The sequence below is a fragment of the Halomonas fontilapidosi genome (genome assembly GCF_014192285.1).
In the GTDB taxonomy this organism is placed as follows: Bacteria; Pseudomonadota; Gammaproteobacteria; order Pseudomonadales; family Halomonadaceae; genus Halomonas; species Halomonas fontilapidosi.
The window spans coordinates 634,970-660,011 of record NZ_JACHXQ010000001.1 but is presented as its reverse complement, the minus strand read 5'-3'; the positions used below and the strand labels follow the sequence as shown (position 1 = coordinate 660,011).

Annotated in this window: 20 protein-coding genes; 14 read left to right on the top strand and 6 right to left on the bottom strand. The window is 66.9% G+C overall.

Features of this window, described 5'->3' with window-relative positions; all coding sequences use genetic code 11:
- Positions 1 to 127: 127 nt before the first annotated feature.
- From FHR95_RS03030 to FHR95_RS03010, 5 genes are read right to left on the bottom strand one after another with little or no spacing between them, the layout of a single operon-like run.
- Positions 128 to 1,306: an acetyl-CoA C-acyltransferase gene (locus FHR95_RS03030; protein WP_183313296.1), complete on the bottom strand. Its 1,179-nt coding sequence runs from the start codon at positions 1,304 to 1,306 to the stop codon at positions 128 to 130.
- Entirely contained in the window at positions 1,303 to 2,586 is a 1,284-nt protein-coding gene (locus FHR95_RS03025; RefSeq protein WP_183313295.1) for an ArgE/DapE family deacylase, read from the bottom strand. The genes FHR95_RS03030 and FHR95_RS03025 overlap by 4 nt, the downstream gene beginning before the upstream one ends.
- A complete protein-coding gene (locus FHR95_RS03020) occupies positions 2,586 to 3,239 on the bottom strand; it encodes a 3-oxoacid CoA-transferase subunit B (RefSeq protein ID WP_040186064.1) in 654 nt (217 codons plus the stop codon). The genes FHR95_RS03025 and FHR95_RS03020 overlap by 1 nt, the downstream gene beginning before the upstream one ends.
- Positions 3,229 to 3,930, bottom strand: coding sequence for a CoA transferase subunit A (locus FHR95_RS03015; RefSeq protein ID WP_183313294.1), 702 nt, complete (start codon positions 3,928 to 3,930; stop codon positions 3,229 to 3,231). Before FHR95_RS03015 ends, FHR95_RS03020 begins: the two co-directional genes overlap by 11 nt.
- Positions 3,931 to 3,936: 6 nt before the next feature.
- Positions 3,937 to 5,310: an aminotransferase family protein gene (locus FHR95_RS03010; RefSeq protein ID WP_183313293.1), complete on the bottom strand. Its 1,374-nt coding sequence runs from the start codon at positions 5,308 to 5,310 to the stop codon at positions 3,937 to 3,939.
- Positions 5,311 to 5,416: 106 nt separating this feature from the next.
- Here FHR95_RS03010 and FHR95_RS03005 point away from each other — a divergent pair, with 106 nt between their 5' ends.
- The 8 genes from FHR95_RS03005 (at position 5,417) to FHR95_RS02970 (ending at position 12,479) form a co-directional block, all read left to right on the top strand.
- Entirely contained in the window at positions 5,417 to 6,328 is a 912-nt protein-coding gene (locus FHR95_RS03005; protein WP_040186068.1) for a LysR family transcriptional regulator, read from the top strand.
- Between the two features lie 145 nt (positions 6,329 to 6,473).
- The gene (dnaX, locus tag FHR95_RS03000; RefSeq protein ID WP_183313292.1) at positions 6,474 to 8,483 is read left to right on the top strand and encodes a DNA polymerase III subunit gamma/tau; all 2,010 of its coding nucleotides are present in this window, start codon (positions 6,474 to 6,476) and stop codon (positions 8,481 to 8,483) included.
- Between the two features lie 46 nt (positions 8,484 to 8,529).
- On the top strand, positions 8,530 to 8,856 hold the full coding sequence (locus tag FHR95_RS02995; protein WP_040186072.1) for a YbaB/EbfC family nucleoid-associated protein: 327 nt from the start codon (positions 8,530 to 8,532) through the stop codon (positions 8,854 to 8,856).
- A gap of 22 nt (positions 8,857 to 8,878) precedes the next feature.
- Positions 8,879 to 9,484, top strand: coding sequence for a recombination mediator RecR (gene recR / locus FHR95_RS02990; protein WP_040186073.1), 606 nt, complete (start codon positions 8,879 to 8,881; stop codon positions 9,482 to 9,484).
- A 26-nt stretch (positions 9,485 to 9,510) separates the two neighbouring features.
- Entirely contained in the window at positions 9,511 to 10,638 is a 1,128-nt protein-coding gene (gene rnd / locus FHR95_RS02985; protein WP_183313291.1) for a ribonuclease D, read from the top strand.
- A complete protein-coding gene (locus FHR95_RS02980; RefSeq protein ID WP_052448749.1) occupies positions 10,635 to 10,946 on the top strand; it encodes a YcgL domain-containing protein in 312 nt (103 codons plus the stop codon). Before rnd ends, FHR95_RS02980 begins: the two co-directional genes overlap by 4 nt.
- A gap of 71 nt (positions 10,947 to 11,017) precedes the next feature.
- The gene (locus FHR95_RS02975; RefSeq protein ID WP_183313290.1) at positions 11,018 to 11,467 is read left to right on the top strand and encodes a YcgN family cysteine cluster protein; all 450 of its coding nucleotides are present in this window, start codon (positions 11,018 to 11,020) and stop codon (positions 11,465 to 11,467) included.
- A gap of 226 nt (positions 11,468 to 11,693) precedes the next feature.
- Entirely contained in the window at positions 11,694 to 12,479 is a 786-nt protein-coding gene (locus tag FHR95_RS02970; RefSeq protein WP_183313289.1) for a hypothetical protein, read from the top strand.
- A 71-nt stretch (positions 12,480 to 12,550) separates the two neighbouring features.
- Here FHR95_RS02970 and FHR95_RS02965 read toward each other — a convergent pair whose 3' ends face one another.
- Positions 12,551 to 14,719 carry a S9 family peptidase gene (locus tag FHR95_RS02965; RefSeq protein WP_183313288.1) on the bottom strand — a complete coding sequence of 723 codons (2,169 nt, stop codon included), beginning with the start codon at positions 14,717 to 14,719 and terminating at the stop codon, positions 12,551 to 12,553.
- Positions 14,720 to 14,808: 89 nt separating this feature from the next.
- Between FHR95_RS02965 and FHR95_RS02960 the strand changes: the two genes are divergently transcribed.
- From FHR95_RS02960 to FHR95_RS02935, 6 genes are all read left to right on the top strand, one after another.
- Positions 14,809 to 15,237: a hypothetical protein gene (locus FHR95_RS02960; RefSeq protein ID WP_246378329.1), complete on the top strand. Its 429-nt coding sequence runs from the start codon at positions 14,809 to 14,811 to the stop codon at positions 15,235 to 15,237.
- 24 nt (positions 15,238 to 15,261) lie between these two features.
- A complete protein-coding gene (locus FHR95_RS02955; RefSeq protein WP_183313286.1) occupies positions 15,262 to 17,094 on the top strand; it encodes a VWA domain-containing protein in 1,833 nt (610 codons plus the stop codon).
- The gene (locus FHR95_RS02950) at positions 17,087 to 17,875 is read left to right on the top strand and encodes a class II glutamine amidotransferase (RefSeq protein WP_040186084.1); all 789 of its coding nucleotides are present in this window, start codon (positions 17,087 to 17,089) and stop codon (positions 17,873 to 17,875) included. Before FHR95_RS02955 ends, FHR95_RS02950 begins: the two co-directional genes overlap by 8 nt.
- 99 nt (positions 17,876 to 17,974) lie before the next feature.
- On the top strand, positions 17,975 to 19,651 hold the full coding sequence (locus tag FHR95_RS02945; RefSeq protein WP_183313285.1) for an AMP-binding protein: 1,677 nt from the start codon (positions 17,975 to 17,977) through the stop codon (positions 19,649 to 19,651).
- A 206-nt stretch (positions 19,652 to 19,857) separates the two neighbouring features.
- Entirely contained in the window at positions 19,858 to 23,889 is a 4,032-nt protein-coding gene (hrpA, locus tag FHR95_RS02940) for an ATP-dependent RNA helicase HrpA (RefSeq protein ID WP_183313284.1), read from the top strand.
- Positions 23,886 to 25,007 (top strand): beta-ketoacyl-ACP synthase III, encoded by a 1,122-nt coding sequence (locus tag FHR95_RS02935; protein WP_183313283.1) that lies wholly within the window; start codon positions 23,886 to 23,888, stop codon positions 25,005 to 25,007. Before hrpA ends, FHR95_RS02935 begins: the two co-directional genes overlap by 4 nt.
- Positions 25,008 to 25,042: the final 35 nt, after the last annotated feature.

Below are 25,042 nucleotides of genomic sequence, written 5' to 3'. Positions count from 1 at the left end.
ATGGTGGTGGTGGTCTGTCGATCGTGACGCCGGGGGCGTCAGGGAGTGCATCGCGCGGCTTGCAGGGGAGGTCACCTCCTGTTTGTCTACCTGGATATTGGAAACGAGCCGGTGCCAGAGGCACCTGTCATACGCGCTCGAGGATCACGGCGATGCCCTGGCCGCCACCGATGCAGGCGGCCGCACAGCCGTAATGCTTGTTCTGGGCGTGCAGAATGCGCGCCAGAGTGCCGGTCAGGCGGATACCGGTCGCCCCCAGGGGGTGGCCGAGTGCCAGTGCGCCGCCGAACACATTCACCTGCTCGGCGTCGAGGCCCAGGGCCTGCATGGCATAGAGCGGTACCGCACTGAAGGCCTCGTTGATCTCCCAGGCCTCGATATCCTCGATTCTCAGGCCGGTCACTCTCAGAGCTCTTTCAATGGCGGCCGCCGCGCCTGCCCCCATGCGCTCCGGCGCAACGCCGCAGTCGACCACCTCGACGACCCTGGCCAGGGGCGAGAGGCCGTGCCGGGCCATGGCGGATTCGGCCATGACCAGTGCCGCGCCGGCGCCCGAGGTAAGCGGAGAGCTGTTGCCGGCGGTGACTCTCCCTGCCTCGAGAAAGGCCGGGGCGAGACCTGCCAGACGTTCGAGGCTGGTGTCGGCACGGATGTTGGCATCGCGCGCGACCACCTCGCCGGCCGGGTTGGCCAGTGCCAGGCGTTCGCCGTCGAACCAGCCGGCCTGCTCGGCCTGGGCGGCACGCTGATGGGAGCGCAGGGCGAAGGCATCCATGGCCTCGCGGGAGATGCCGCTCTCGCTGGCCAGCCGCTCGGCGGTCAGGCCCATGTTCATGGCCACGCCCAGGTCGAGATCCTCGGCCCCTTGCAGTGCGTCCGGCACGGTCAGGATGCCTTCCTGGAACAGGGCCGGGCCCATCGGCACACGCGACATGTTCTCGAAACCGCCCGCCAGGCCGGCCTGAACGGTGCCGGCCTGGATCTCACGGACCGTCCCGCGCAGCGCGGCCAGGCTCGAGCCGCACTGCTGGTCGATTTGGCGCGAGGCACAGTTCAGGCTCAGCCGCGAGAGCCACTGGGGATAGCGTCCGCCGAAACTCCACTGCTCCTTGACCGGCAGCGCGCAGCCGACGCTAAGATCCTCGATGGTGCCCCCTTCGAGGCGAGTTCGCTCCAGCAGGGCGTCGATGACCTGACCCAGCAGGACGTCGCCACGCTGGCCCGACCAGGCGTCGACCTCCGGCTTGCGAGGATGGGCGCGGGTGAAGGCGGTGCGGGCATAGTCGACCAGATAGGCATCGTTCATGCGTCGTCTCCCTGGAGTCCGGTGAGGCGAGCCCAGCGATGAATGAAGAGGGCGTAGGTGGCTATCACCCGGCGGATGGAATCGATCTCGACGCACTCGTCGACGCCATGGATGCGCTGGGCGACCGGGCCATAGCAGGTACCGTTGATGCCGCCCGCGACATGGAAGGCCCGCAGGTCGGTGGTACAGGTTGAAAGGTAGTAGTCTGGCGGCGTGCCGATCAGGTCCTCGTGACAGCGCGTCAGCAGGCGGATCGCCGGTGTCTCCAGGTCGACCAGGTGGCCTTCGGAGCGAAAACCATGGAACGCGACGGAGGGGGCCGGGCTGCCGTCATCGAGACTGGCATGGTGCTCGGCGATAACCTGGCGCACGCGGGCCATGATCTCATCTGGCGCCATGCCTGGCGGGAAGCCGACGCGTCCCTCCAGGATCGCGTGGGCCGGTACGCTGGAGGCCCAGTTGCCGCCCTCGATCTTGCCGATGCTCAGGTTGAAGGGATGGTCCAGCGCGGCATAGGGCGCGGGGCGGGGCAGGGCATTGATCTCCTTCTCCAGCGCCTTGAAGGCGGGCAGATAGTCCTGCAGGACCTCGATGGCGTTACTGCCGGCGCGGGTGTCCAGCACATGCGCCGGCACCCCGTCGATGCGCATCCGGAACCACAGCACGCCCACCTGGCCGCTGTAGATCTGTGCCCCGAAGGGTTCGGGTATCAGCACGAAGTCTCCGCTGTAGCCCTGATGGAGGCAGGCCAGGGCACCATTGCCGGTGCACTCCTCCTCGATCACGGTCTGCAGCGTCAGCGGGAAGTCGATCGCCACGCCGGCCTCGCGCACGGCCTGCACCGCCATGACCATGGCGGCGATGCCGGCCTTCATGTCGCCGGCGCCGCGACCAAAGAGCCAACCGTCCTGCTCCCAGGGCTCCCAGGGGGGGCGTGTCCACATGTCGGTGGGTTCGGCGGGCACCACGTCCAGATGGCCGTTGAGCACCAGGTGGGGGCCATCGGCTCCGGCGTTGAGTCGTGAGACCAGGTTGTAGCGGCCCGCGCTCGACCATTCGGTCGGCGCACGCTGCGGATGGTCGGCGAAGCCCGGGGCATCCAGCGGTACACGCTCCGTCGGCAGGTCCAGGCGCGAGAACCAGCGCTCCATGGTGGTCAGGGCATCCTGTTCCTGGCCCAGCACGCTGTAGTCGCGGACGAGGTCCCGGGTGAGTTCCAGGGCCGGCGCCATCAGTGCCTCACAGCGCTCGAGGATGCGTTGTTCCTTGGCGTCGAACATCAGAACCTCCCCAATCGTGACTCGTCGATGATCAGCTCGGCCTCGGTGGCCGCGCGCAGCGCCGCCACCTCCAGCCCCTCGGCGATATCGATCACCTCGAGCCCGGCAGCGGTCACCTGCATCACGGCCTTCTCGGTGATGATCCGCGACACGCAGCGCGGCGCCGTCAGCGGCAGCCGACAGTGCCGCAGGATCTTGGGGTTGCCGTGCTTGTCGTTGTGCGAGCAGAGCACCACCAGGGTGTCGACCTTCTGGGCCAGCTCCATGGCCCCGCCGATCCCCGGGGAGAACTTGCCGGGAATCTTCCAGTTGGCCAGGTTGCCCGCCTGGTCGACCTCGAAGGCACCCATGAAGGTGATATCCACCCGGCTGCGCCGGATCATGGCGAAGGACAGTGCGCTGTCGAATACGCTGGCCCCCGGGCGGGTGCCGATATAGGCCCCGCCCGAATCGATCATCTCGAGGTCGGCTTCGCGGCCCGAGGCTAGGGGTTGGCAGCCCAGCACGCCGTTCTCCGAATGGATCAGCACCTCCATGTCCTCGGGCAGGTAGTGAAACAGTCGGGTGGGCAGGCCGATGCCGAGGTTGACGATCTGGCCGGCGACCACTTCCCGGGCGGCGCGAGCGAGAATCCTCTCCTGATCAGATGGCATGGGCGCGCCTCCCCTGTTCGCTGGTGACCGGGTCGACCTGCACCACCTGGCTGACGAAGGCGCAGGGGGTGTGGATGGCTTCCGGTATCAGGCTCCCGGGGTAGCGGATCTCGAAGGCCTGGGCGATGGTCCGGTCGGCTGCCATGGCCATCAGCGGGTTGAAGTTGATGGCGGTGCCGCGGTAGACGAGATTGCCGTAGGCATCGGCCAGGTCGGCGTGAACCAGGGCGATGTCGGCCCGGATGGCCGGCTCGATCGCCCAGGTCCGGCCATCGCACTCGATCTCGCGGCGACCCGCGGCGATCTCGGTGTCCAGGCCGATATCGGTGAGGAAACCGTAATGGCCGGCACCGGCACAGCGGATCTTCTCGGCGAGCAGGCCCTGGGGGTACATCTCCACGGCCAGCCGGCCCTGGTTCATCTCCTCGATGGCGATCCGGTTGAGGCCGATATGCGAGGTCAGCAGCCGGTCGACACGACCGGCGCGGATCAGCCGGCCGATGCCGATATCGGGTTCATTGGCATCGTTCTTGATCAGGGTCAGGCCGGTCTGGCCCTGGGCCAGCAGCTCGTCGAGCAGGGCGAAGGGGGTGCCCGGCGAGCCGAAGCCGCCGACCATGATCACGGCGCCATGCGGAATGCTGGCGATGGCTGCCTCGATCGTCGAGTGTTTGTGGTTGAGCAGCGTCATGGGGTCTCAGCCTGTGGTGCCGTGGGCGGTGGCAGCGCTGTGCTGCTTGAGCAGCGGCGATACCACCTCGCTGTCGAGGCGGCTCAGGGCGATGCCGAGTCGCTCGAGCAGCAGCAGGGTCTCGCTTTCGCTGATGGTAAAGGGCGGACTGACCAGGAAATGATCGCCGGCCAGGCCGTTGAGAGAGCGGCGGGGATAGATCAGCAGGCCTTCCTTCTTGGCCAGCGCCGTGATGCGGGCGAAGAGATTGGCCTCGGCAGGGAAGGGCGTTTTCTCGACGGGATCCATGACCAGCTCGACGCCCCACAGCAGGCCCAGGCCGCGCACATCGCCGATCCAGGGGTAGCGGTTCTGCAGCGCTTGCAGGCCCTGTTGGAGCTGCTGGCCACGGGCCCTGACGTTGTCCAGCAGGCCCTCGTGCTGGATGGCACGCAGGGTGGCCAGGGCAGTGGCACAGGCCAGGGGATTGCCGGCATAGGTGTGGCCATGCTGGAAGCCACCGCCGGCCATGACTGTCGCGACGATCTGCTCACGGCACAGCAGCGCACCCACCGGATAATAGCCGGCGCCCAGCCCCTTGGCGGTGGTGAGCAGGTCCGGGGTCACGCCCCACTGCTGGTAGGCGAACCAGCTGCCCGTTCGACCCACGCCACTCAGTACCTCATCGAAGATGAGCAGACAGCCGATCTCGTCGCACAGACGCCGAAGTCCCTCCAGGTAGCTCTTGTCGACCAGTCGCGCCCCAGTGCTGGCGCCGCCCACCGGCTCGAGCACGATGGCGATGATGGTGTCGCCGCCGGCCGCGTCGATTGCCGCGCGTGTTTCGTCGAGCACACGCTGGATGTGGAGATCGCGATCGCCGTCGCTTTGACGATAGAAGTCCGGCCCCGGCACCTTGATGGAGCCGGGAGTAATGGCGGTGAAGGGGCCTTCCAGCGGCTGGTAGCCGGTGACGCCCAGCGCGCCCAGCGTGCTGCCGTGATAGGAGGGGCGCAGCGAGACGAAGTGGCGGCGCTGCGACTCGCCGCGGGCGACGACGTACTGTCGGGCCAGCTTGAGGGCCGATTCGACGGCTTCAGAGCCACTGGAGACGAAGAAGATCTTCTCGAAGTCACCCTCGGTGATCTCGACCAGCTGCTGGGCCAGCGCCATGGCCGGGGCGTTCTCGAACTGGGTGCGGTAGGTGAAGGCGACGCGGTCCAGCTGTGCCAGCATGGCGTCCCGGATGTCCTGGCGGCCATGGCCGAGGTTGCAGGAAATGGCCCCGGAGCAGCCATCGAGGTACTCCTTGCCGTGGATGTCCCACAGGAAGACACCGTGGCCGTGGCTGACTTCCGGCATCGGGGGGCCAGCCTGGTAGAACAGGGGAGAAGCCGTCATCTTGTCGATCCGTTGTCGTTATGTGGTTCGGATAGCAACAGTCTAGGTAGCGACAGCAAAATATTTCAATATATGATCTTTTTACCGAACACGATGATTTTTACTCATGGCAGACGTCAATATCCACTCGCTCAAGGCGCTGGCGATCTTCAAGACCCTGTTCGAGGCCGGCAGCGCCTCGCAGGCGGCCAGGACGCTGGGCATCACCCAGTCGGGGGTCAGCCGGTCTCTGGCCCAGCTGGAGCAGAACCTGGGACTCGAACTGTTTCTGCGTGAGAAGAACCGGCTGGTGGCGACCCCCGAAGCGCGCGAGCTCTATGAGGAGATCTTGCGTCTGATGGGCAATATCGATGAACTGCGCCACAGCGTGCTGGCCCTCAAGGAGTTTGGTACCTCGCGGCTGCGGATTGCGGCGATTCCGGGCCTGGCCTTCGGCTTCGTGCCGCGTCTGGTGGCCGCACTGCTCGAGGACAATCGTGGGTTCAGCATCAGCTTCGACATGATGTCGAGTCATGATGTGCTGCGGGAGGTAGAGTCGGGCCATGCCGATATCGGCTTCGTGACACTGCCGGTCACCTCGCGCGTGCTGCGCGTCGAGGCATGGCTGACGACCCAGGCCCGCTGCCTGGTGCCCGGGAGCCACCCCCTGGCAGCCCGGAGCGCGGTGACCATCGAAGATCTCAAGGACCAGTATCTGGTGATCAGCAATCAGCCCAATGTCGGCGCCGATCCGCTGCTCAACCTGACCGCCACGCACGGCATTCATATTGCCGGCAAGACCGAAGCCAATATCGGCGCCATCACCGCCCTGGTGGCCAGTGGTGTCGGTATCAGCGTGATGAACCCGATCACCGCCACCGACCAGCTTTCCCCGCAAGACGGGGTGTCGATGCTGCCTTTCACGCCCGAGATCGACTTCAGTTTCGGCCTGGTCTATCGCGACGACTGGAAGCATGCCCGGGCGTTGGACTTCATCCGGGGTTACGGTCGCGATCTCTTGCGGGAATATCCGGGGTGACGACCATCGGGCGTTGCTTCCCGCAGCGCTTCCCGGTCGCTAGAATGGTGCCTTGCTGTCGGACATCGGGCCGCGTCATCGCATGCCCCCGGCGTTCGTCAATTCCACCGCTGCTGTTCGCTTCACCGCAAGGATTCCGCGCTGCATGAGCTATCAGGTTCTGGCCCGCAAGTGGCGACCGCGTACCTTCCACGAACTGGTGGGCCAGGAGCATGTCCAGCGCGCGCTGGTCAATGCCCTCGATCAGGGGCGTCTGCATCATGCCTACCTGTTCACCGGCACGCGCGGCGTGGGCAAGACCACCCTGGCGCGCATTCTGGCCAAGTGCCTGAACTGCACCCGTAACGGCAAGGGCGACGAGGGCGTGACCTCGTCCCCTTGCGGCGAGTGCGACAGCTGCCGTTCCATCGACGAGGGGCGATTTGTCGACTTGATCGAGGTCGATGCGGCCTCACGCACCAAGGTCGAGGATACCCGCGAACTGCTCGACAACGTGCAATACGCGCCGACGCAGGGGCGCTACAAGGTCTACCTCATCGATGAGGTGCATATGCTCTCCACCAGCAGCTTCAACGCGCTGTTGAAGACCCTGGAAGAGCCGCCACCCCATGTGAAGTTCCTGCTGGCGACCACTGACCCGCAGAAACTGCCGCCCACCGTGCTGTCGCGCTGTCTGCAGTTCACCCTCAAGCACATGCCGCCCGAGCGCATCGTCGGCCACCTGGCCAAGGTGCTCGAGGTCGAAGGGGTGTCCTTCGAGGAGAGTGCGCTGTGGCTGCTGGGCAAGGCGGCCGAGGGGTCCATGCGCGATGCCATGAGCCTCACCGACCAGGCAATTGCCTTCGGCCAAGGAGCGGTGCAGCATGCCGACGTCGCCGCGATGCTCGGTACCCTCGATCATCGTCACGTGCTCGCACTGATCGAGGCCCTGGCCACGGTGGATGCCGCTCGGCTGCTCGCCGAGGTCGCCGCCCTGGCCGAGCAGGGGCCGGACTTCGCCGCGGTGCTGAACGACGTCACCGGGGTGCTGCACCGCCTGGCCATCGCCCAGATGGTGCCCGATGCCGTGGATAACGGCCACGGCGATCGCGACGCGCTGCTCGCCCTGGCGGCGCGCTTTACCGCCGAGGACATTCAGCTCTACTACCAGATCGGCATCCAGGGCCGTGGCGACATGGCGCACGCCCCGGACCTGCGCAGCGCCCTGGAGATGACCCTGCTGCGCATGCTGGCGTTTCGCCCCCAGGGCGTGCCGCGTCCTGCGCAGACGCCGCTGCCCCTGCGTGGCCAGGGTGAGCCCGACGGCGCCGGGTCGGGCGGCACGGCGCCGAGCGGCAGTGCGCCCTCTCAGGCTGGGCCGGCTCGCCAGGAGCAGGCATCAGAAGGTGGGCAGGCCATCCAGGCGGGCTCGTCACCCGCGCCCGCCCAGCTCACCCCCGAGCCCTCGCAGGCCCCCGATTCAGCCGCGACGGCTGGCCCGTCACCCGAGCCCGTGGCGTCGGCCGCTGAGGCCGACATGCCCGCGTGGTCGAATGACGAGCCGCCCCCCTGGATCGAGCAGGAAGAACCGCATGCGAAAGCTCCGCAGGCCTCTTCTCCTGTCTCGCCGGTGGACGAGCCCGCGGCCGGGCCGGCAGAGGCCTCCCTGCCTGACGCCTCGGCGCTGTCGGACCCGTCGGTGACAGAATCACAAGCGACGCAAGAGGAGACCGCTGAAGCGCCGACCGCTCCTGCGCCCGTCGCGGCAGAGGGCTTCAGCCACGCCGACTGGCTGGCCTGCTTCGATTCGCTGGGGCTCGGGGGGTTGACGCGTAACCTGGCCGCCCACTGCGTTGTCGAGGCCGACGACGGCGAACGACTGACGCTGCGGCTCGACCCCTCCCAGGAGGCGATGCAGGCCGAGGTCCATGTCACCCGCATGCGCGAGGCGCTGGCGGCCATCGGGGTCGAGCGCCTCCTGGCCATGGAGTCGGGCCCGCTGCCCTCAGGAGTCGAGACCCCCAAGCAGCAGGCCGATCGCCTGGCCGCTCAGCGACATGCCGAGGCGATTGAAGCCCTGAGTCGTGACCCCCACATACAGAAGTTGCAGCAGGCTTTCGGTGCGCGCCTGATCGAATCCACGGTCAAGCCGGCCGACGCCGAGGCACGCGGTTGAATTGCGCCGCGGCTGTCGATCACATCAACCATGAGAGGAATCCGCCATGATGAAAGGTGGAATGGGCAATCTGATGAAGCAGGCCCAGGAGATGCAGGAGAAGATGCAGCGTGTCCAGGAGGAGGTCGCCAAGGCCGAAGTCCAGGGCGAAGCCGGGGCCGGCATGATCAAGGTGACCATGAACGGACGCCATGACGTGAGCAAGGTCGATATCGACCCCAGCGTCATGGAAGAGGACAAGGAACTGCTCGAGGATCTGCTGGCCGCCGCCGTGAATGATGCCGTGCGCAAGGTCGAGGCCAGTTCCAAGGCCAAGATGGAGGAGGCCACGGCCGGCCTCAACTTGCCGCCGGGCTTCCAGATGCCCTTCTGATCGACGTCGAGATAGATCGCCGATGAGCTTTTCCCCGCTGGTCGAGAGACTGATGGAGACGCTGCGCGTGCTGCCGGGTGTGGGGCCCAAGACGGCGCAGCGTATGGCCATGCACCTGCTCGAGCGCGACCGCGACGGCGGTCGACGCCTGGTCGAGGCGCTGGGTGTGGCGCTGGAGCAGGTCGGCTACTGCCGACGCTGTCGAACCCTCACCGAGGAAGAGGTCTGTCGACTCTGCACCAGCTCGCGGCGCGATGACGATCTGCTCTGTGTGGTGGAGTCGCCCGCCGACCAGCTGGCCATCGAGGAGGCCGGCGGCTATCGCGGCCGCTACTTTGTACTGCATGGCCACCTCTCGCCGCTCGACGGTATCGGCCCCGAGGACATCGGCCTCGATCAGCTCGAGGCCCGCGTCGCCGAGGGTGGCGTGGAGGAGGTGGTGCTCGCCACCAATCCCACTGTGGAGGGCGAGGCAACCGCCCATTATATCGCCGCCCAGCTTTCGCCCCTCGGCGTGACGCTCTCGCGGCTGGCCTATGGCGTACCCATGGGCGGTGAGCTCGAGTACGTCGACGGTGGCACCCTGAGCCGCGCCTTCAATGGTCGCCTGCCCTTCCGGGGCGAGTGATCCCCTTTTCCCTGCCGGAATCCTGCATGCCCCTGACCCCCGAGATTCACTGGATCGATACCCCCGAGGCCCTCGATGCCGCCTGCGCCGAGGTGGCGTCGGCCGACGTGATCGCGCTGGACACCGAGTTCTTTCGCGAGAGCACCTTCCACCCGGTGCCGGCGCTGATCCAGTTCACGGCGGGCGGTCCCGCCTTCCTGGTGGATCCCCTGGAGGTGGCCTGCACCGCGGATTTCCGGCGGCTTTTGTCGTCGGGACCGCTCAAGCTGCTGCATGCTTCCAGCGAGGACCTTGAGGTCTTCGCGCACTGGGCCGGCGTGCCGGTTGCGCCGCTGGTAGATACCCAGATCGCCCAGGCGCTGCTTAGTGAGGTGCCCTCCATGGGCTACCAGAGGCTGGTGGAGACCTGGGTCGGCGAGACCCTGCCCAAGGACGAGACCCGTTCCGACTGGCTCAAGCGCCCGCTCAGCGAGACACAGCAGCTCTACGCCGCCCTTGACGTGGTCTACCTGCTGGAGGTGTGGCGGCGCCAGTGCGAGGCGCTGGAGCGCCAGGGGCGTCGCGCCTGGCTTGAAGCGGACTGTGCAGACCTGGTGGCGCTCTCGGCCCGCAGCGACGCTGCCGATGGCCAGTGGTATCTGCGCCATCGCCAGCTGTGGCGGCTCGCGCCGCGTCAGGTGGAAGCCTACCGGCGTCTGACCCAGTGGCGCGAGGGCGAGGCTCGGCGCCGCGATGTGCCACGCGGATGGCTGGTGCCGGACCGGCTGCTCTACGCCATTGCCGAGCAACTGCCGGAGAACCGCTTTGAACTGGCCCGCGTCGAGGGCCTCAAGTCGCCGCTGATCAAGCGCGAGGGCGACGAGTTGCTGCGGCTGGTGCGCGAGGCCCAACACGTCGATGAGAGCGAACTGCCGACGGTGCCGCTCTCGCCGATGGCCCCCGAGTTCAAGCAGCGCCTCAAGGCGCTGAAGAAGGTGGTGAATGCCGATGCCGACGCCCTCGGCGTGGCACCCGAGGTGCTGCTCAAGCGGCGTGACCTGGAGGCCCTGGTGGGCGCCGATCTCACGGGCCAGCCGTTGCCGCTGCCCGGGGGCTGGCGCGGCGAGCGGCTGAATGCAGGCCTGTCGGCGGCCCTCGAGGAGATATCCCGATGAGCGATGATCGCATGCGGGGTGACAAGCTGCTCTGCCAGGTCTTCAAGAGCGCGCGCAAGGAGCAGATGTATCTCTACGTCGACAAGCGCCAGGGCCTCGAGGAGGTGCCCGAGGCGCTGCTCGAGCAGTTCGGCAGGCCGCTGCCCGCCATGACGCTGATTCTCACCCCCGAGCGGACGCTGGGGCGAGCCAGGGCCAAGGACGTCATGGCCGCCATCCGCGACAAGGGCTACTACCTGCAGATGCCGCCGGCCAAGGAGGACTATCTGCTGGACCTCTACCGCACGCCGACCGAGGCACGTTACTAAAAGGAATACAGGTCTGACCCTGTAGCCAACTGAGGCGTAGTGAAAGGCGAATCCCAGGGGGGCGAGCCACGATGAGAGAACGATTCTGGGAGCGCTTCGACCTCGAGGAGCTCACCGGCGAGGAGTGGGAGGCGCTCTGCGACGGGTGTGGCCAGTGCTGTCTGCTCAAGTTTCAGGACGAGGAGTCCGGCGACCTGGCGGTGCTCAACGTCGCCTGCGAGCTGCTGGATATTGACAGCTGTCGCTGCAGTGACTATGCCCATCGCTTCGCGAGGGTGCCCGACTGTACGCAGCTGACCCCCAAGCGTATCGACGATTTCCGCTGGCTGCCGAAATCCTGCGCCTATCGGCGAGTGGCGGAAGGGCGCAAGCTGGCCGCCTGGCACCCGCTCATCGCCGGCGGGCCGGAACGCATGCACCGCAAGGGCATCAGCGTTCGCAGCTTCGCCGTCTCGCAGCGCGAGGTGCCCGAGGAGGAGCTCGAGGAGCACATCATCGCCATCCTCCCCATCGATGCCTGATCCACGCCCTGCATCGGGGCGCCCTCCGCTCCATGCCTGAGACGCCTCATACGCGGTAGGCGTCCACGCTCATACCCCAGCGCCCCTTGTTTCATGGCTTCGTCCTATGGCGCCGATCACCGGCGAGGACGATGCTTTGCTGTGTGTAACAGTTTGTTGTCCAGCGTGGACGTGAGCATGGCGTGTCACGTCCGGGGGGCATGGGATAACGACGAGGGGATGCATCATGAAAGGTTTCAGGAAGTTAGCGCTTGCCTTGGCGATGGGTGCCCTGGCCTCTTCCGGTGTGGCGGCGCAGTCGTCCTCGTGGAGTGGACAGACTCTCAGCGACGACGAAATGGCGGCGATGTTCAACGACCTCATGAACGAGGGCCGGGTACTCGACGACCAGGAGATGGCGCAGCTGCAGTCATGGCTGCCGACGCGGCAAAGCCCCGAACAGCTGCTGCTGCTCTACCCGCCGAGCGCCGGAGACCGGGGAACGGCCCTGTCCAGCGCACGCGACGGAAGTGACGTCGTGCTGGCCGCCAGCGATGGCGGCGCCGACGACGATACGAGTGGCGGCACGGACGATGGTACCGATGTTGGCACGGACGACGGCACCGACGACGGCACCGACGACGGCACCGACGACGGCACCGATGACGGCACCGATGACGGCACCGACGACGGCACCGATGACGGCACCGATGACGGCACCGATGACGGCACCGACGACGGCACCGATGACGGCAGCGATGATGGCACGGATGACGGCACCGACGATGGCAGTGGTGACAACGGCCTGATTCATTCCGGTGGTGGGGGTGGCGGTTCCGGCGGCGGCTCGGGTGGCGGCTCCGGCGGTGGTTCTGGTGGCGGTTCCGGCGGCGGCTCCGGTGGTGGTTCCGGCGGCGGTTCCGGCGGCGGTTCCGGCGGCGGTTCCGGCGGCGGCTCTGGCGGTGGTGCCGGTGGCGGTGCCGGTGGCGGTGCCGGGGGTGGCGCCGGTGGTGGTGCCGGCGGTGGCAGCTGACGCCACTGCAGCCTGATCGGTATGCAAGGGACCCGGCCTCGGCCGGGTCCCTTGCGACCTAGACATCAGGATCAGGCGTCCCGGCCCTCGAGCCCCAGTGCCCAGAGAAGGAAGGCATCCTGGCGGGCGTTGTCGTGCCAGGCCTTGAAGCGTCCCGAGGCCCCACCGTGGCCGGCGGCCATATCGGTCCGTAGGAGGATGGGGCGGCCCTCCGCGGGGCGGCGATCCGCCGCGGGGCGGCCCTCCGCTGGGCGGTCTGTCGACGATGGGTCCTCACCCCCCGGGTTACGGTCCAGCTCCCTGAGGCGAGCATAGAGCTTTGCGGGTTCCCAGTAAGGCACCCGGGTGTCGTGCCAGCTGCCCTGCAGGAAGACCGCCGGCCAGGGTTGTGCCGAGAGGTTGTCCAGCGGTGAGTAGTTGCCGATGCGGCGTCGTGCCTCGGGCTCGCGGGGGTCGCCCCATTCGGTGTACTCTGCGGTGGTAAGTGGCAGGTCGGGGTTCTCCATGGTGCGCAGCACGTCGACGAAGGGGACGTCGAGGACCGCGGCGCAGAAGGCTTCCGGGGCCAGGTTGAGGCTCGCGCTGACCAGCAGCCCCCCGGCACTGGCGCCGTAGGCCGCAATGCGCTCGCCGTCGCTGAAGCCTTTCTCGACCAGGGCGTCGCGGGCGGCGAGGAAGTCGTGGAAGCTGTTCGCCTTGTGCTCGAGCTTGCCGGCCAGGTACCAGGGCTCGCCACGATCGCCGCCGCCGCGCACGTGCGCCACGGCAAAAGCGGCGCCGCGCGCCAGCAGTTCCAGCCGGGCCACCGAGAACCAGGGGTCGAGCACTTCGCCGTAGGCGCCGTAGCCATAGAGCAGGGTAGGCAACGGGTGGCCGGCCAGGTCGGCGCGCATCACCACCGAGACGGGGACGCGTTCGCCATCGTGGGAGGTCGCCCAGAGACGTTCACAGACCAGCTGTTCCGGCTGCAGGTCGCCATGGATCGGCTGCTGCTTGAGCAGGCGTCGCTGGCCACTATCGAGGTCATGCTCGAGCCAGGACACCGGCAGGATGAACGACTCCTCGCGCAGCCGCAGGCAGCGGGTATCGAAGTGGGGCGCATCACCCAGTGCCAGGCTGCAGGGCAGCTCCGGCAGTGGCAGGCGTTCGTCGCGGGTGATGGCGTGGTCGGTATCCAGCTCGAGGACGCGCAGATGCACCTGAGCCTCGTGATGGTCGCGTTCGGTGATCACCAGCCCCCATTCGAAGGCGTCGACGCCTTCCAGAGTGTCATCGTCGCGGTGGGCGATCAGCGGCTGCCAGTGGGTGGCGGGGTCGGATTCGCCCAGCTGCTGCTCGGCCAGCACATCGAGCTGGAAGTGGGTGGCCTCCCGGTTGTGCAACACATAGAAGTGGCCGGGGCGGTGGTCCAGCGCATATTCCACCCCGTTTTCCCTGGGGCGGAAGCAGCGCGGCGCCGTGGCTGGCGCCCGAGCGGGTATCAGGTAGCTCTCGCTGGTGTCCTTGGAGGCGCTCTCCAGCACGAGCCACTCGCGGGAGCGCGTCTTGCCCATGCCCAGCCAGAACTGCGGATCCTCCTCGCGCAGCACCAGGGCCGGCTCATCGGCCTTACCGGTCGCCAGCGGCAGGCGCCAGATGCTCTCCGGGCGCTGGGTGGCGTCGTAGCGGGTGAAGAGCAGGGTGGTGTTGTCCTCGGCCCAGCCGATTTCGGGGCCGATCTCCTCGAGCAGCACCTCGGGCGCACCGTCGGGCAGGTGCTTGAGGTAGAGGGTGTAGGTCTCGTCGCCGCGAGTGTCCTCGGTCCAGGCCAGCCAGGCCTCGTCCGGGGACAGCGCCATGTCGCCTACCTCGAGAAAGTCATGCTCGCGGGCCCTGGCCTGCAGGTCGAGGAAGCACTCCGCGGCATCGGCGTCGCCATTGGGGTGGCGCCACCAGACCGGGTAGTCGGCATCCACCGCCGTCACGCTCCACACCGTGTAGTGGTCCAGCGGTGTCCTCAGCCCGTGGACGGCCAGTTCGCGGCGAGCCAGGTGGCCGTGGTAGAGGCGCTCGACCAGATCGTCGAGGGGCGAGAACCAGCAACGCGACTCTTCGTTGGCGGCTTTGAGGAAGTCGCTGACCGTTGGGTCATCGCGGTTCTCCAGCCAGTGCCATGCTGGGTCATCGACATCCCGGAAGCGGTATACGGGGTCATCGGCAGGCGTCTCGGGGGCCTGGTCACGTGGCGGCTGTGCTTTCATTGCGCGAGATGTACCATACTCAGTGTATTTTCAAGAACGTGCGTCATCGACGCACTGGTCGCGAGGTCGTGATGCTGATTTCGGATTCAATGTCCCTACTATGGCTTGTCTATGGCGTGTTGTCGCTGGTGGTGCTGTTAACTGGCTATCTCGGGCTGGCCTTCCTGGCGCGCTTGCCGCGGCTGGTGGTCACCTGGCTGGTGGCCGGTGTGATGTGGGCGCCGGCCCATTTCCGCCTGCCGCTGCTCGAGGAGGGTGAGTTCTATACCGGCTTCGCCCCCGCGGTGGTGGTGGCGGCCGTGGCCTTTCTCGAGGGCAACGGTGCCTCGTTCGTCTCGGCGGCCTCGCTGGTCGCCGTGGGCGCCGGAGTGGGTGTCCTGGTGGGGCTGCTGCTGTGGTGGCGTGGCCGCCATCGCGACACCCTCGATGATGATGCCTACGTGGACATGGCCGACGAGGCGCCCGCCAACCGTCGCCGCGGTGGTCGAGGCGAGCGCCAGGAGCCGATGATCGGCTAAGGAGCCTTGATGGGCGGGAATGGCATGCCAGGGCCCTGCGGTCGACTGATCTGCATGCTCACGCTGGGCTGTGCCCTGTGGCTGTGGGCAAGCCTGGCGCCGGCTCAGGTCGACTGGGAGGAGCACCCGGACGTCCGGGTGGTGGTGGATGTCTCTGGCAGCATGAAGGACAACGATCCCGAGCGACTGGCGCTCAGCGCCCTGGAGATGCTGGTGGCGCTGTTACCCAATGGCGCCACGGCGGGCATCTGGACCTTCGGTGAGACAGTCGATAATCCTCTGCCGCTGGGCGAGGTGGATGCGGCCTGGCTCGAACGGGCCCTGGCCCTGCCGCCGGCCCTGCAGGATTACCAGCAGTACACCGATATCGAGGCGGCCCTGCGTGAGGCGGCAAGGGCGGATGCCAACGGCTGGCGGCATCTGGTACTGCTTACCGATGGCATGATCGACCTGTCCCCCGCCCAAGGGAGTAAGCCGGAGGTCGATGAGGCCTCGCGTCGTCGACTCCTGGACGAGCTGGCGACCGACCTGGCCGACCGGGGTGTGACCATCCATGCCATCGCCTTCTCCGGCCAGGCCGACCTGGCCTTGGTGGAGCGGCTGGCCCAGTCCACCGGCGGCCTGGCGTCACTCGCCGAAAACCCGGAAGGACTGCTGGGCGCCTTTCTCGACATTGTTGAGCGGATCTTTCCGGCCGACCAGGTTCCTCTCGAGGAGGGGCGCTTCGTCATCGACGACGCCGTCGAGACGTTCTCGGCGCTGGTTTTCCATCAGCCCGAGGATACGCCCCTGACCCTGATCGCCCCCGACGGCACGCGCTATCGGGCCAATGAGGCGCCAGGCGCCATTCGCTGGCAGGTGGATCCGCGCTTTGACCTGATCCGGGTGCCCGATCCCCAGATCGGCGAGTGGCGACTGGAAGGGCCGGTGGGCGAGGGCAGTCGCATCAATGTTGCCTCCTCGCTCCACCTGCGCACCGCCGAGCTACCGACCACGCTCTACCTGGGCTTCGAGGTGCCCGTCGAGGCCTGGGTGGAGCGCGACGGCGATCCCCTCGACGCGGAAAAGCAGGCCCCCTCCCTGTCGGTCTCGCTGCAGGATGCCGAGGGCGATATTCAGTCGCGGATTAGCTTGCAGCCCGAGGCGGGGCGTTATCGTGGTCGCCTGCCGGCGCCGGCGCTCACCGGCAATGCGCGCCTGGTATTCCGGGCCGAGGGGCCGGGGTTCCAGCGTCAGCGGGTGCAGGCGGTCAACGTGCTGCCGGCCATCGGCGCGGTATATCGCCCCCGGCAGGGCCGCGTGGTACTGGCCGCCGAACATCCTCGGCTGAGTCATGACAACACCACGATTCATGGCGAACTGCAGGGAGAGCGTCTCGAGGCCCGCGCCGTCGGCGCCTCGCGCTGGGTTATCGCCCTGCCCGAACTCGACGAGGGGCAGAGTCAGCCACTACTGTTGACGGCCGTTATCGAGCAGCAGGGCGAGACGCGCGAGTTGTCCCTGCCCCGCCTGATACTCAATCCCGACGGACGTGTCGGCATCGACCTGGCAGACGCGCCTGGGCGGACCCTTGGTACCGAGCGTTTCGAGGGCGGCGAGCAAGGCGCTGCCTCGCGGCCTGCCGCCGACACCATGGCCGACCGCTTCGTCGCCTGGGCCAATCGCCTGCCCGAGAAGGCGGTTGGTCTCTGGCAGGCAGGCGTCCCGGGCCTGCAGCGGCTGTGGCAGGCGCATCACCGAGACCCGCGACTGTGGGCCGCGGTGGCGCTGATCGTGGCGCTATGCCTGGTGATCAGCTTCTTGTTGCGTCGTCGCCGCGCGCGACACCCTGTGCGCCGGGAGGAACCGCATGTGTGAACTGCTTGGCATGAGCGCCAATGTGCCGACCGACATCTGCTTCAGCTTCACCGGCTTCCTGCACCGTGGCGGGGGCACCGGGCCACATCGCGATGGCTGGGGCATCGCGTTCTACGAGGAGGGCGGCTACCGTGACTTCCGTGATCCCCATCCGTCGGTGCATTCGCCCATTGCCCGGCTGATCTGCGACTACCCGATCAAGTCCAACATCGTTATCAGCCATATTCGGCAGGCCAATGTCGGGCAGGTACGCCTGGCCAATACCCACCCTTTTGTTCGCGAAATGTGGGGGCAGCCGTGGTGCTATGCTCACAACGGCCAACTTGCTGACTGGCAGGCGTTGTCGCACTCCTTCTACCGCCCGGTGGGAAGCACCGACAGTGAGCATGCCTTCTGCTGGCTGCTTGGCGAGTTGCGGCGTGCCTTTCCGGAGCCACCACAGGATGACGCCCGGCGTCACGCCCTCTGGCAGCTTCTTCATGAGCTATGTGAGCGGCTGCGAGGCCTGGGCGTCTTCAACCTGTTGCTGGCCGACGGCGATTACCTCTACACCTTCTGTTCCACCAAGCTGGCGCACATCACTCGACGGGCGCCCTTTGGCCGAGCCAGTCTCTCGGATGCCGAGCTGACGGTGAACTTTGCCGAGCACACCACGGCCGATGATGTGGTCTCGGTGATTGCCACCGAGCCGCTGACCGACAACGAGGAGTGGGTGCGCATGGTGCCGGGCGAGCTACTGGTCTGGCAGGGCGGCGTGATAAGAGCTCGGTTTAAAACGTAAGTTTCAATCGGCTGTTTCACGTCGTGGTGCCGCTGGTATAAGGTAGTGCATAGAACAACAAGTCCGCTGATCATATCAGCTACAGCATGGAGACTGCCCATGAGCGAGAACGCCAAGCCCGCTATCCTGACCGGACAGCCCCTGGAGGGACTCGACGACTACGCCTCGGTAATGGAGATCTTCCACTCCTCCGTGTCGCGCTTTGCCGACAAACCGGCGTTCAGCTGCATGGGGCGCGTGCTGAGCTATGCCGAGCTCGACCGTCTCTCCGGCGATTTCGCCGCCTGGCTACAGCAGGAGACAACGCTGCAGGAGGGCGACCGCATCGCCATTCAGCTGCCCAACGTGCTGCAGTTTCCGGTGGCTGTGTTCGGTGCGCTGCGAGCCGGACTGGTGGTGGTCAATACCAACCCGCTCTACACCGAACGCGAGATGGCCCACCAGTTCAAGGATTCTGGCGTCCGCGCCATCGTTATCCTGGCCAACATGGCCGACAAGCTCGAACGGGTTCTCGAGCGCACCGATATCCAGCATGTGGTAGTGACCGAGCTGGGGGACCTGCATGGCTTTCCCAAACGTCAGTTGATCAATGCCGTGGTCAAGTACGTCAAGAAGATGGTGCCAGCCTATTCGTTGCCCGGCGCCACGCCATTTCGCCAGGCTCTCCAGGCAGGCGCGGGCCGCCGCCACAGGGAGGTGACGCGCGAGCCGGATGATATCGCGGCGCTGCAGTATACGGGTGGCACCACGGGGCTGCCCAAGGGGGCCATGCTGACCCATCGTAACCTGGTGGCCAATATGCTCCAGGCTCGCCAGGCCATTGGCCCGGCACTCAGCGACGGGGCCGAGACCATCATCGCCCCGCTGCCCGTCTACCATATCTACACCTTCACGGTGAACTGCCTGTTCATGATGGAGACCGGCAATCACTCGGTACTGATCACCAACCCCCGTGACCTGGATGACTTCGTCAAGACCCTCAAGGGGATCTCCTTCACCGGCTTCATCGGGCTCAACACCCTCTTCAACGCCCTGTGCAACCGCGAGGATTTCCGCCGCCTCGATTTCTCCCGGCTGCATCTGACGATCTCCGGTGGCATGGCCCTGACCCGTGCCGCGGCCCAGCGCTGGGAAGAGGTCACCGGCTGTCCGGTGGCCGAGGGCTATGGCCTGACCGAGACATCGCCCATCGTCAGCTTCAATCCCGTGGATGCGATCCAGCTCGGCACCATCGGCAAGCCCGTGGCGGGGACCGAGGTCAAGGTGGTGGATGCCGATGGCCAGGACGCGGCGTTCAACGTCGCCGGTGAACTTTACGTGAGAGGCCCTCAGGTGATGAAGGGCTACTGGAATCGCGACGACGAGACGTCACAGTCGATCGACGACCAGGGCTGGTTCCACACGGGGGATATCGCCGTGCTTCAGTCGGATGGCTATATCCGCATCGTTGACCGCAAGAAGGACATGATTCTGGTCTCCGGCTTCAACGTCTACCCCAACGAGATCGAGGACGTGGTGGCGGCCCATCCGGGCGTGATCGAGTCGGCGGCCGTCGGCGTGCCCGACGAGACCAGCGGCGAGGCGATCATGCTGTTTGTCGTTGCCAGGGACGAGCGCCTCGATGCCGAGACGCTGCGCGCCTGGTGCAAGAAGGACCTCTCCGGCTACAAGGTGCCGAGGTTCGTGGAGTTTCGCGACGAGTTGCCCAAGACCAACGTTGGGAAAGTGCTGCGTCGTCAGCTGAGAGACGAGGCGACGGACAATGCCGAAGCGTGATGACGTTAGCCGGGTGGGCCGGGGCGCTGTTATCGCCGGCGCCCCTTGGGCACGCGATAGCGTCTTTCTAGCCATTCGATAGCCACGCTTGATGGTCGCGATTAGGCGCCGCCGTGACCTCGGCGTTACAATATGCTGCCCGCCCCGGATGTCCCGGGCGGGTTGCTTTTTTTAATGAATGAGACACGGAGACGATCGTAGCGAACGTGACCACCGAGACCCGCCAGGCCCCTGCCACGAAGGCCCAAGAGGCTGCAGAACTCGATGCCCTGACCCGCGACCTCGCTGATGCCCTGCGGCGCGATGTCCCCACCCTGGACAAGCGCCTGCGCGGACTGCGCCGTCGCCTCAGGGAGGGCAAGCCCGTGGACCGTGGCCTTGCCGAGGTGCGGCGTGCGCTCGAGCGTTCGCGGCAGCAGGTGGCGCATCGCCGGGCGCAGCCGGTGGCCCTTGAGTACCCCGAGGCGTTGCCGGTGGCGGAACGTCGTGAGGACATTCTCGAGGCCCTGCGCGAGCACCAGTTGGTGGTCGTGGCCGGCGAGACCGGTTCGGGCAAGACGACCCAGTTGCCCAAGCTCTGCCTGGAGCTGGGCCTGGGGCGCCGCGGGCTGATTGGCCATACCCAGCCGCGTCGCCTGGCGGCCCGCTCGGTGGCCAGTCGCCTCGCCGAGGAACTTCAGGTGCCGCTGGGCGAGCAGGTGGGTTACCAGGTGCGCTTCACCGACCAGAGCAGCGACAGCACCCTGGTCAAGCTGATGACCGATGGCATCCTGCTCGCCGAGACCCGTCACGACCCGGACCTGATGCGCTACGAGGCGATCATCATCGATGAGGCCCACGAGCGCAGCCTCAACATCGACTTCCTGCTCGGCTACCTCAAGCGCCTCACCGCGCGGCGTCCCGATCTCAAGGTGATCATCACCTCGGCGACCATCGACGTGACCCGCTTCGCCGAGCACTTCGGGCGCCACGATGAGACGGGGCAGGTCCAGCCGGCGCCGGTGGTGGAGGTCTCGGGGCGCACCTACCCGGTGGAGGTGCGCTACCGGCCGCTGGTGCGCGATGACGACGAGGAAGAGGACCGTACCCTGCAGGAAGGCATCCTGCACGCCGTGGAAGAGATCGAGCGGGTCGAGCGGGACAGGCGCTGGTTCCATGGCCCGCGCGATATCCTGGTGTTCCTTCCCGGCGAGCGCGAGATCCGCGAGACTGCCGACACCCTGCGGCGCGCCGATCTCAAGGGCACCGAGATCCTGCCGCTCTACGCGCGGCTCTCCAATGCCGAGCAGAACCGTGTCTTCGCGTCCCATGCGGGGCGGCGCATCGTGCTTTCCACCAACGTGGCGGAGACCTCGCTCACCGTGCCGGGCATCCGCTACGTCATCGACCCGGGCCTGGTGCGGCTCAGCCGCTACAGCTACAAGGCCAAGATCCAGCGCCTGCCGGTGGAGCCGGTCAGCCAGGCCAGCGCCAACCAGCGCAAGGGGCGCTGCGGGCGTATCGCGGAGGGGGTCTGCATCCGCCTCTACGACGAGGAGGACTTCCTCGCCCGGCCCGAGTTCACCGACCCCGAGATCCGCCGTACCAACCTCGCCTCGGTGATCCTCTCGATGCTGTCGCTGAAACTCGGTGATATCGAGGCCTTCCCCTTCGTCGACCCGCCGGATTCGCGCTTCGTCATTGATGGCTTCCGGCTGCTCTTCGAGCTGGGCGCGGTGGATGCCAGCAATCGCCTGACCCCACTGGGGCGCAAGCTGGCGCGGTTGCCCATCGACCCGCGCCTGGCGCGCATGGTGCTGGCCGGCGCCGAGCAGGGCGGATTGCGCGATGTGCTGATCGTGGTCGCCGGCCTGGCGGTGCAGGATCCCCGAGACCGGCCGGCCGACAAGCGCCAGGCCGCCGACCAGGCGCATCGCCGCTGGCAGGACCCCGATTCGGACTTCGTGGCACTGCTCAATCTCTGGCATGGCTTCGAGGCGGCCCGTGAGGAACTCTCCGGTAACCGGCTGCGGCGCTGGTGCAAGGATCACTACCTCAACTATCTGCGTCTGCGTGAGTGGCACGACACCTTCCGCCAGCTGCGCCAGCTGCTGCGCGACATGGACATCGAGGTGCCGCCGCCCGCCCCGCGTGCTGTCGCCGATGACCAGGAAAGGGACGACAAGGTCCGTCGCGAAGCCCGTCGAGAAAGCGCCGTGGCGCTGCACAAGGCGCTGCTCACCGGGCTGCTCTCGCATCTGGGCCTTCTCACCGAGAATCGCGAGTATCTGGGGGCACGCAACCGCAAGTTCCTGATCCATCCAGGCTCGGGGCTGGCCAAGAAATCGCCCAAGTGGCTGATGGCCTTCGAGTTGGTCGAGACCAGCAGGCTCTTCGCGCGCACCGTGGCCCGAATCGAGCCCCAGTGGATCGAGCCGCTGGCCGGCCATCTGGTCAAGCGCTCCTATGCCGAGCCGCACTGGGAAATGAAGCGCGCCCAGGTGGTCGCCACCGAGCAGGTCACGCTCTTCGGTCTGCCCATCGTCACCGGCCGCAAGGTCCACTATGGCCCCATCGCCCCACAGGAGTCCCGGGAGCTCTTTATCCGCCGGGCGCTGGTGGAGGGCGAGTTCCGAACCAAGGGGGCGTTTTTCGCCCATAATCGGGCCCTGGTGGAAGAGGTCGAGGACCTGGAAGATCGTGCTCGCAAGCGCGATATCCTGGTCGACGAGGAGACGCTGTTCGCGTTCTATGAAGAGCGCATCCCCGAGGACATCGTCAATGGCAAGGGCTTCGAGGCCTGGCGGCGCAAGGCCGAACGCGACAACCCCGACATCCTGAAGTTTGATCGTGCGGCCCTGCTGGCGCGCGAGGCAGGGGAGGTCACCGAGGCCGATTATCCCGATGAACTGATGCTCGGGGGCGTGCGCTACCCGCTCAGCTACCATTTTGAACCCGGGGCCGCTGACGACGGCGTGACCCTCACCGTGCCGGCGGCCATGCTGCCCCAGTTGCCCCTGGCGCGGCTCGAGTGGCTGGTACCCGGTCTGCTGCGCGAGAAGTGCATCGCGCTGATGAAATCGCTGCCCAAGGCGGTGCGCCGCCAGGTGGTGCCAATCCCTGATTGGGTAGACGCTGCCCTGGAGGCCATGAGCCCGGATGACGTCCCGCTCACCGAGGCGCTGGGCGAGTTTCTGCGCCGCAAGACCGGCGTTCGCCTCCACCCCGATGACTGGCGTACCGACCAGCTGGAGCCGCACCTGGTGATGAACCTGCGGGTGGTCGACCACCAGGGGCGGACCCTGGGCCAGGGGCGCGACGCGCGCGAATTGGAGCGTCGCTTCGAGGCGGCTGCGGGGGAGGGCGCCCGTGCCCTGGCCGCGCAGGCCAGCAGCGAAAGCGAGCTCGAGGCCCTGCCCGAGACACCCCTGCCCGAGTCGCGGGTCACCACTCAGGCCGGAATTCGGGTGGAAGCCTATCCGGCCCTGGTGCCCGCCAAGGACGCGTTTCGGGTCGAACTCTTCGACCATCCCGACAAGGCTCGCGAGGCGCATCGCCGGGGCGTGACAAGGGCCGCCATGGAGCAGTTGCCTGATCAGGTGCGAGGCATCGAGCGGCTCAAGGGGCTCGATACCTGTGCGCTGCTGTTCGCCAAGGTGGGCAGCAAGCGTCAGCTCATCGAGGATGTGGTTTGCGCGGTGTTTCGCCAGGTCATGGCCAGCGACCCACTGCCGCGCTCGCAGGCGGCGCTGGAACAGCGTCTCGCGGCACAAGGCGATGCGCTGCTGCCTCGGGCCGAGGCCCTGGTGACCACCCTGGAACAGGCCCTCAAGGGCCACCTGGCCGTGACCAAGGCGCTCAAGGGGCAGCTAAACCTGGCCCTGGCGCTGGTCTACAGTGACCTCAAGGCCCAGATGCAGCGGCTGGTGCAGCCCGGTTTCGTCAGCGCGGCCGGGGAGTGGCTCGAGGAGTATCCCCGCTACATGGAGGCGGCGCTGATCCGCCTGGAGAAGGCGCCGCGCGAGCGTATGCGCGATCAGATGCACATGCAGGAAGTCCAGGATTTCGAGGCCCGACTGACCGCGCGCCGCGAGAGCGAACGTCGCGGTAACGTGGAGGACCCGGCACTGGTGGAGTTCGGCTGGTGGATCGAGGAGCTGCGAGTCTCGCTCTTCGCCCAGCAGTTGGGCACCAAGTTCCCGGTCTCCACCAAGCGCCTCGAGAAGCGCTGGACAGAACTCACAGGGAGAAAAGCATGAGCCAAGTGCTGATCACCGGGACGGGGCTCTTCACCCCGCCGCACGCCATTGACAATGCGGCCCTGGTGGCCTCGTTCAATGCCTGGGTGGACGCAGAGAATGAGCGCCATGCCGAGGCCATCGCCGCCGGCGAGCGCGAGCCGTTGGCGCACTCCAGCAGCGAGTTCATCGTCAAGTCCTCGGGCATCCACAGTCGCTTCGTGCTCGACGCCGAGGGTATCCTTGACCCCACACGGATGCGCCCGAGGCTGCCGGAGCGTGACAATGACGCACCCTCACTCCAGTGCGAGATGGGCCTGTCCGCCGCGCGCGATGCCCTCGAGGCGGCGGGGGTCGAAGCCGGCGATATCGAGCTGGTCATCGTCGCCTGCTCCAACCTGGAACGGCCCTATCCGGCCGTTGCAGCGGAGCTACAGGACGCGCTGGGCGCGGGCGGCTATGCCTTCGACATGAACGTCGCCTGCAGCTCGGCGACCTTCGCCATCGAGACCGCCGCCAACGCCATCCGCGCCGGCAGCGTCAAGCGCGCGCTGGTGGTCGACCCGGAAATCTGCTCGGCGCACCTCAACTTCCGGGATCGCGATAGCCACTTCATCTTCGGCGACGCCTGTACCGCCATCGTCCTGGAGAGCGAGACGGTGGCGACGGCCGCCGAGCGCTTCGAGGTGCTCGGCACGCGTCTGGTGACGCGCTTCTCCAACGCCATCCGCAACAACGCCGGTTTCCTCAATCGGGTCACCGACAGTGATCCTCTGGCCGTCGACAAGCTCTTCGTCCAGGAAGGCCGGCGAGTCTTCAAGGAGGTCTGCCCGCTGGTGGCGGCACTGATCACCGATCACCTGGCGAGCCTCGAGCTCTCGGGTGACGACCTGTCGCGGCTCTGGCTGCACCAGGCCAATCGCCACATGAACGACCTCATCGCCCGTCGCGTGCTGGGCCATGAGCCGATCCCCGGGCAGGCACCGATCATCCTCGACCGCTATGCCAACACCAGCTCGGCGGGCTCGATCATCGCGTTTCATCTCTACCGGGACGACCTGCCGAGCGGCGCGCTCGGGGTGGTCTGTTCCTTCGGCGCGGGATACAGTGCCGGCAGCGTAGTGGTGCGTCGCCAATGAGTGTCATGACAGGGAATTGCCGGGAGGCGAGCAAG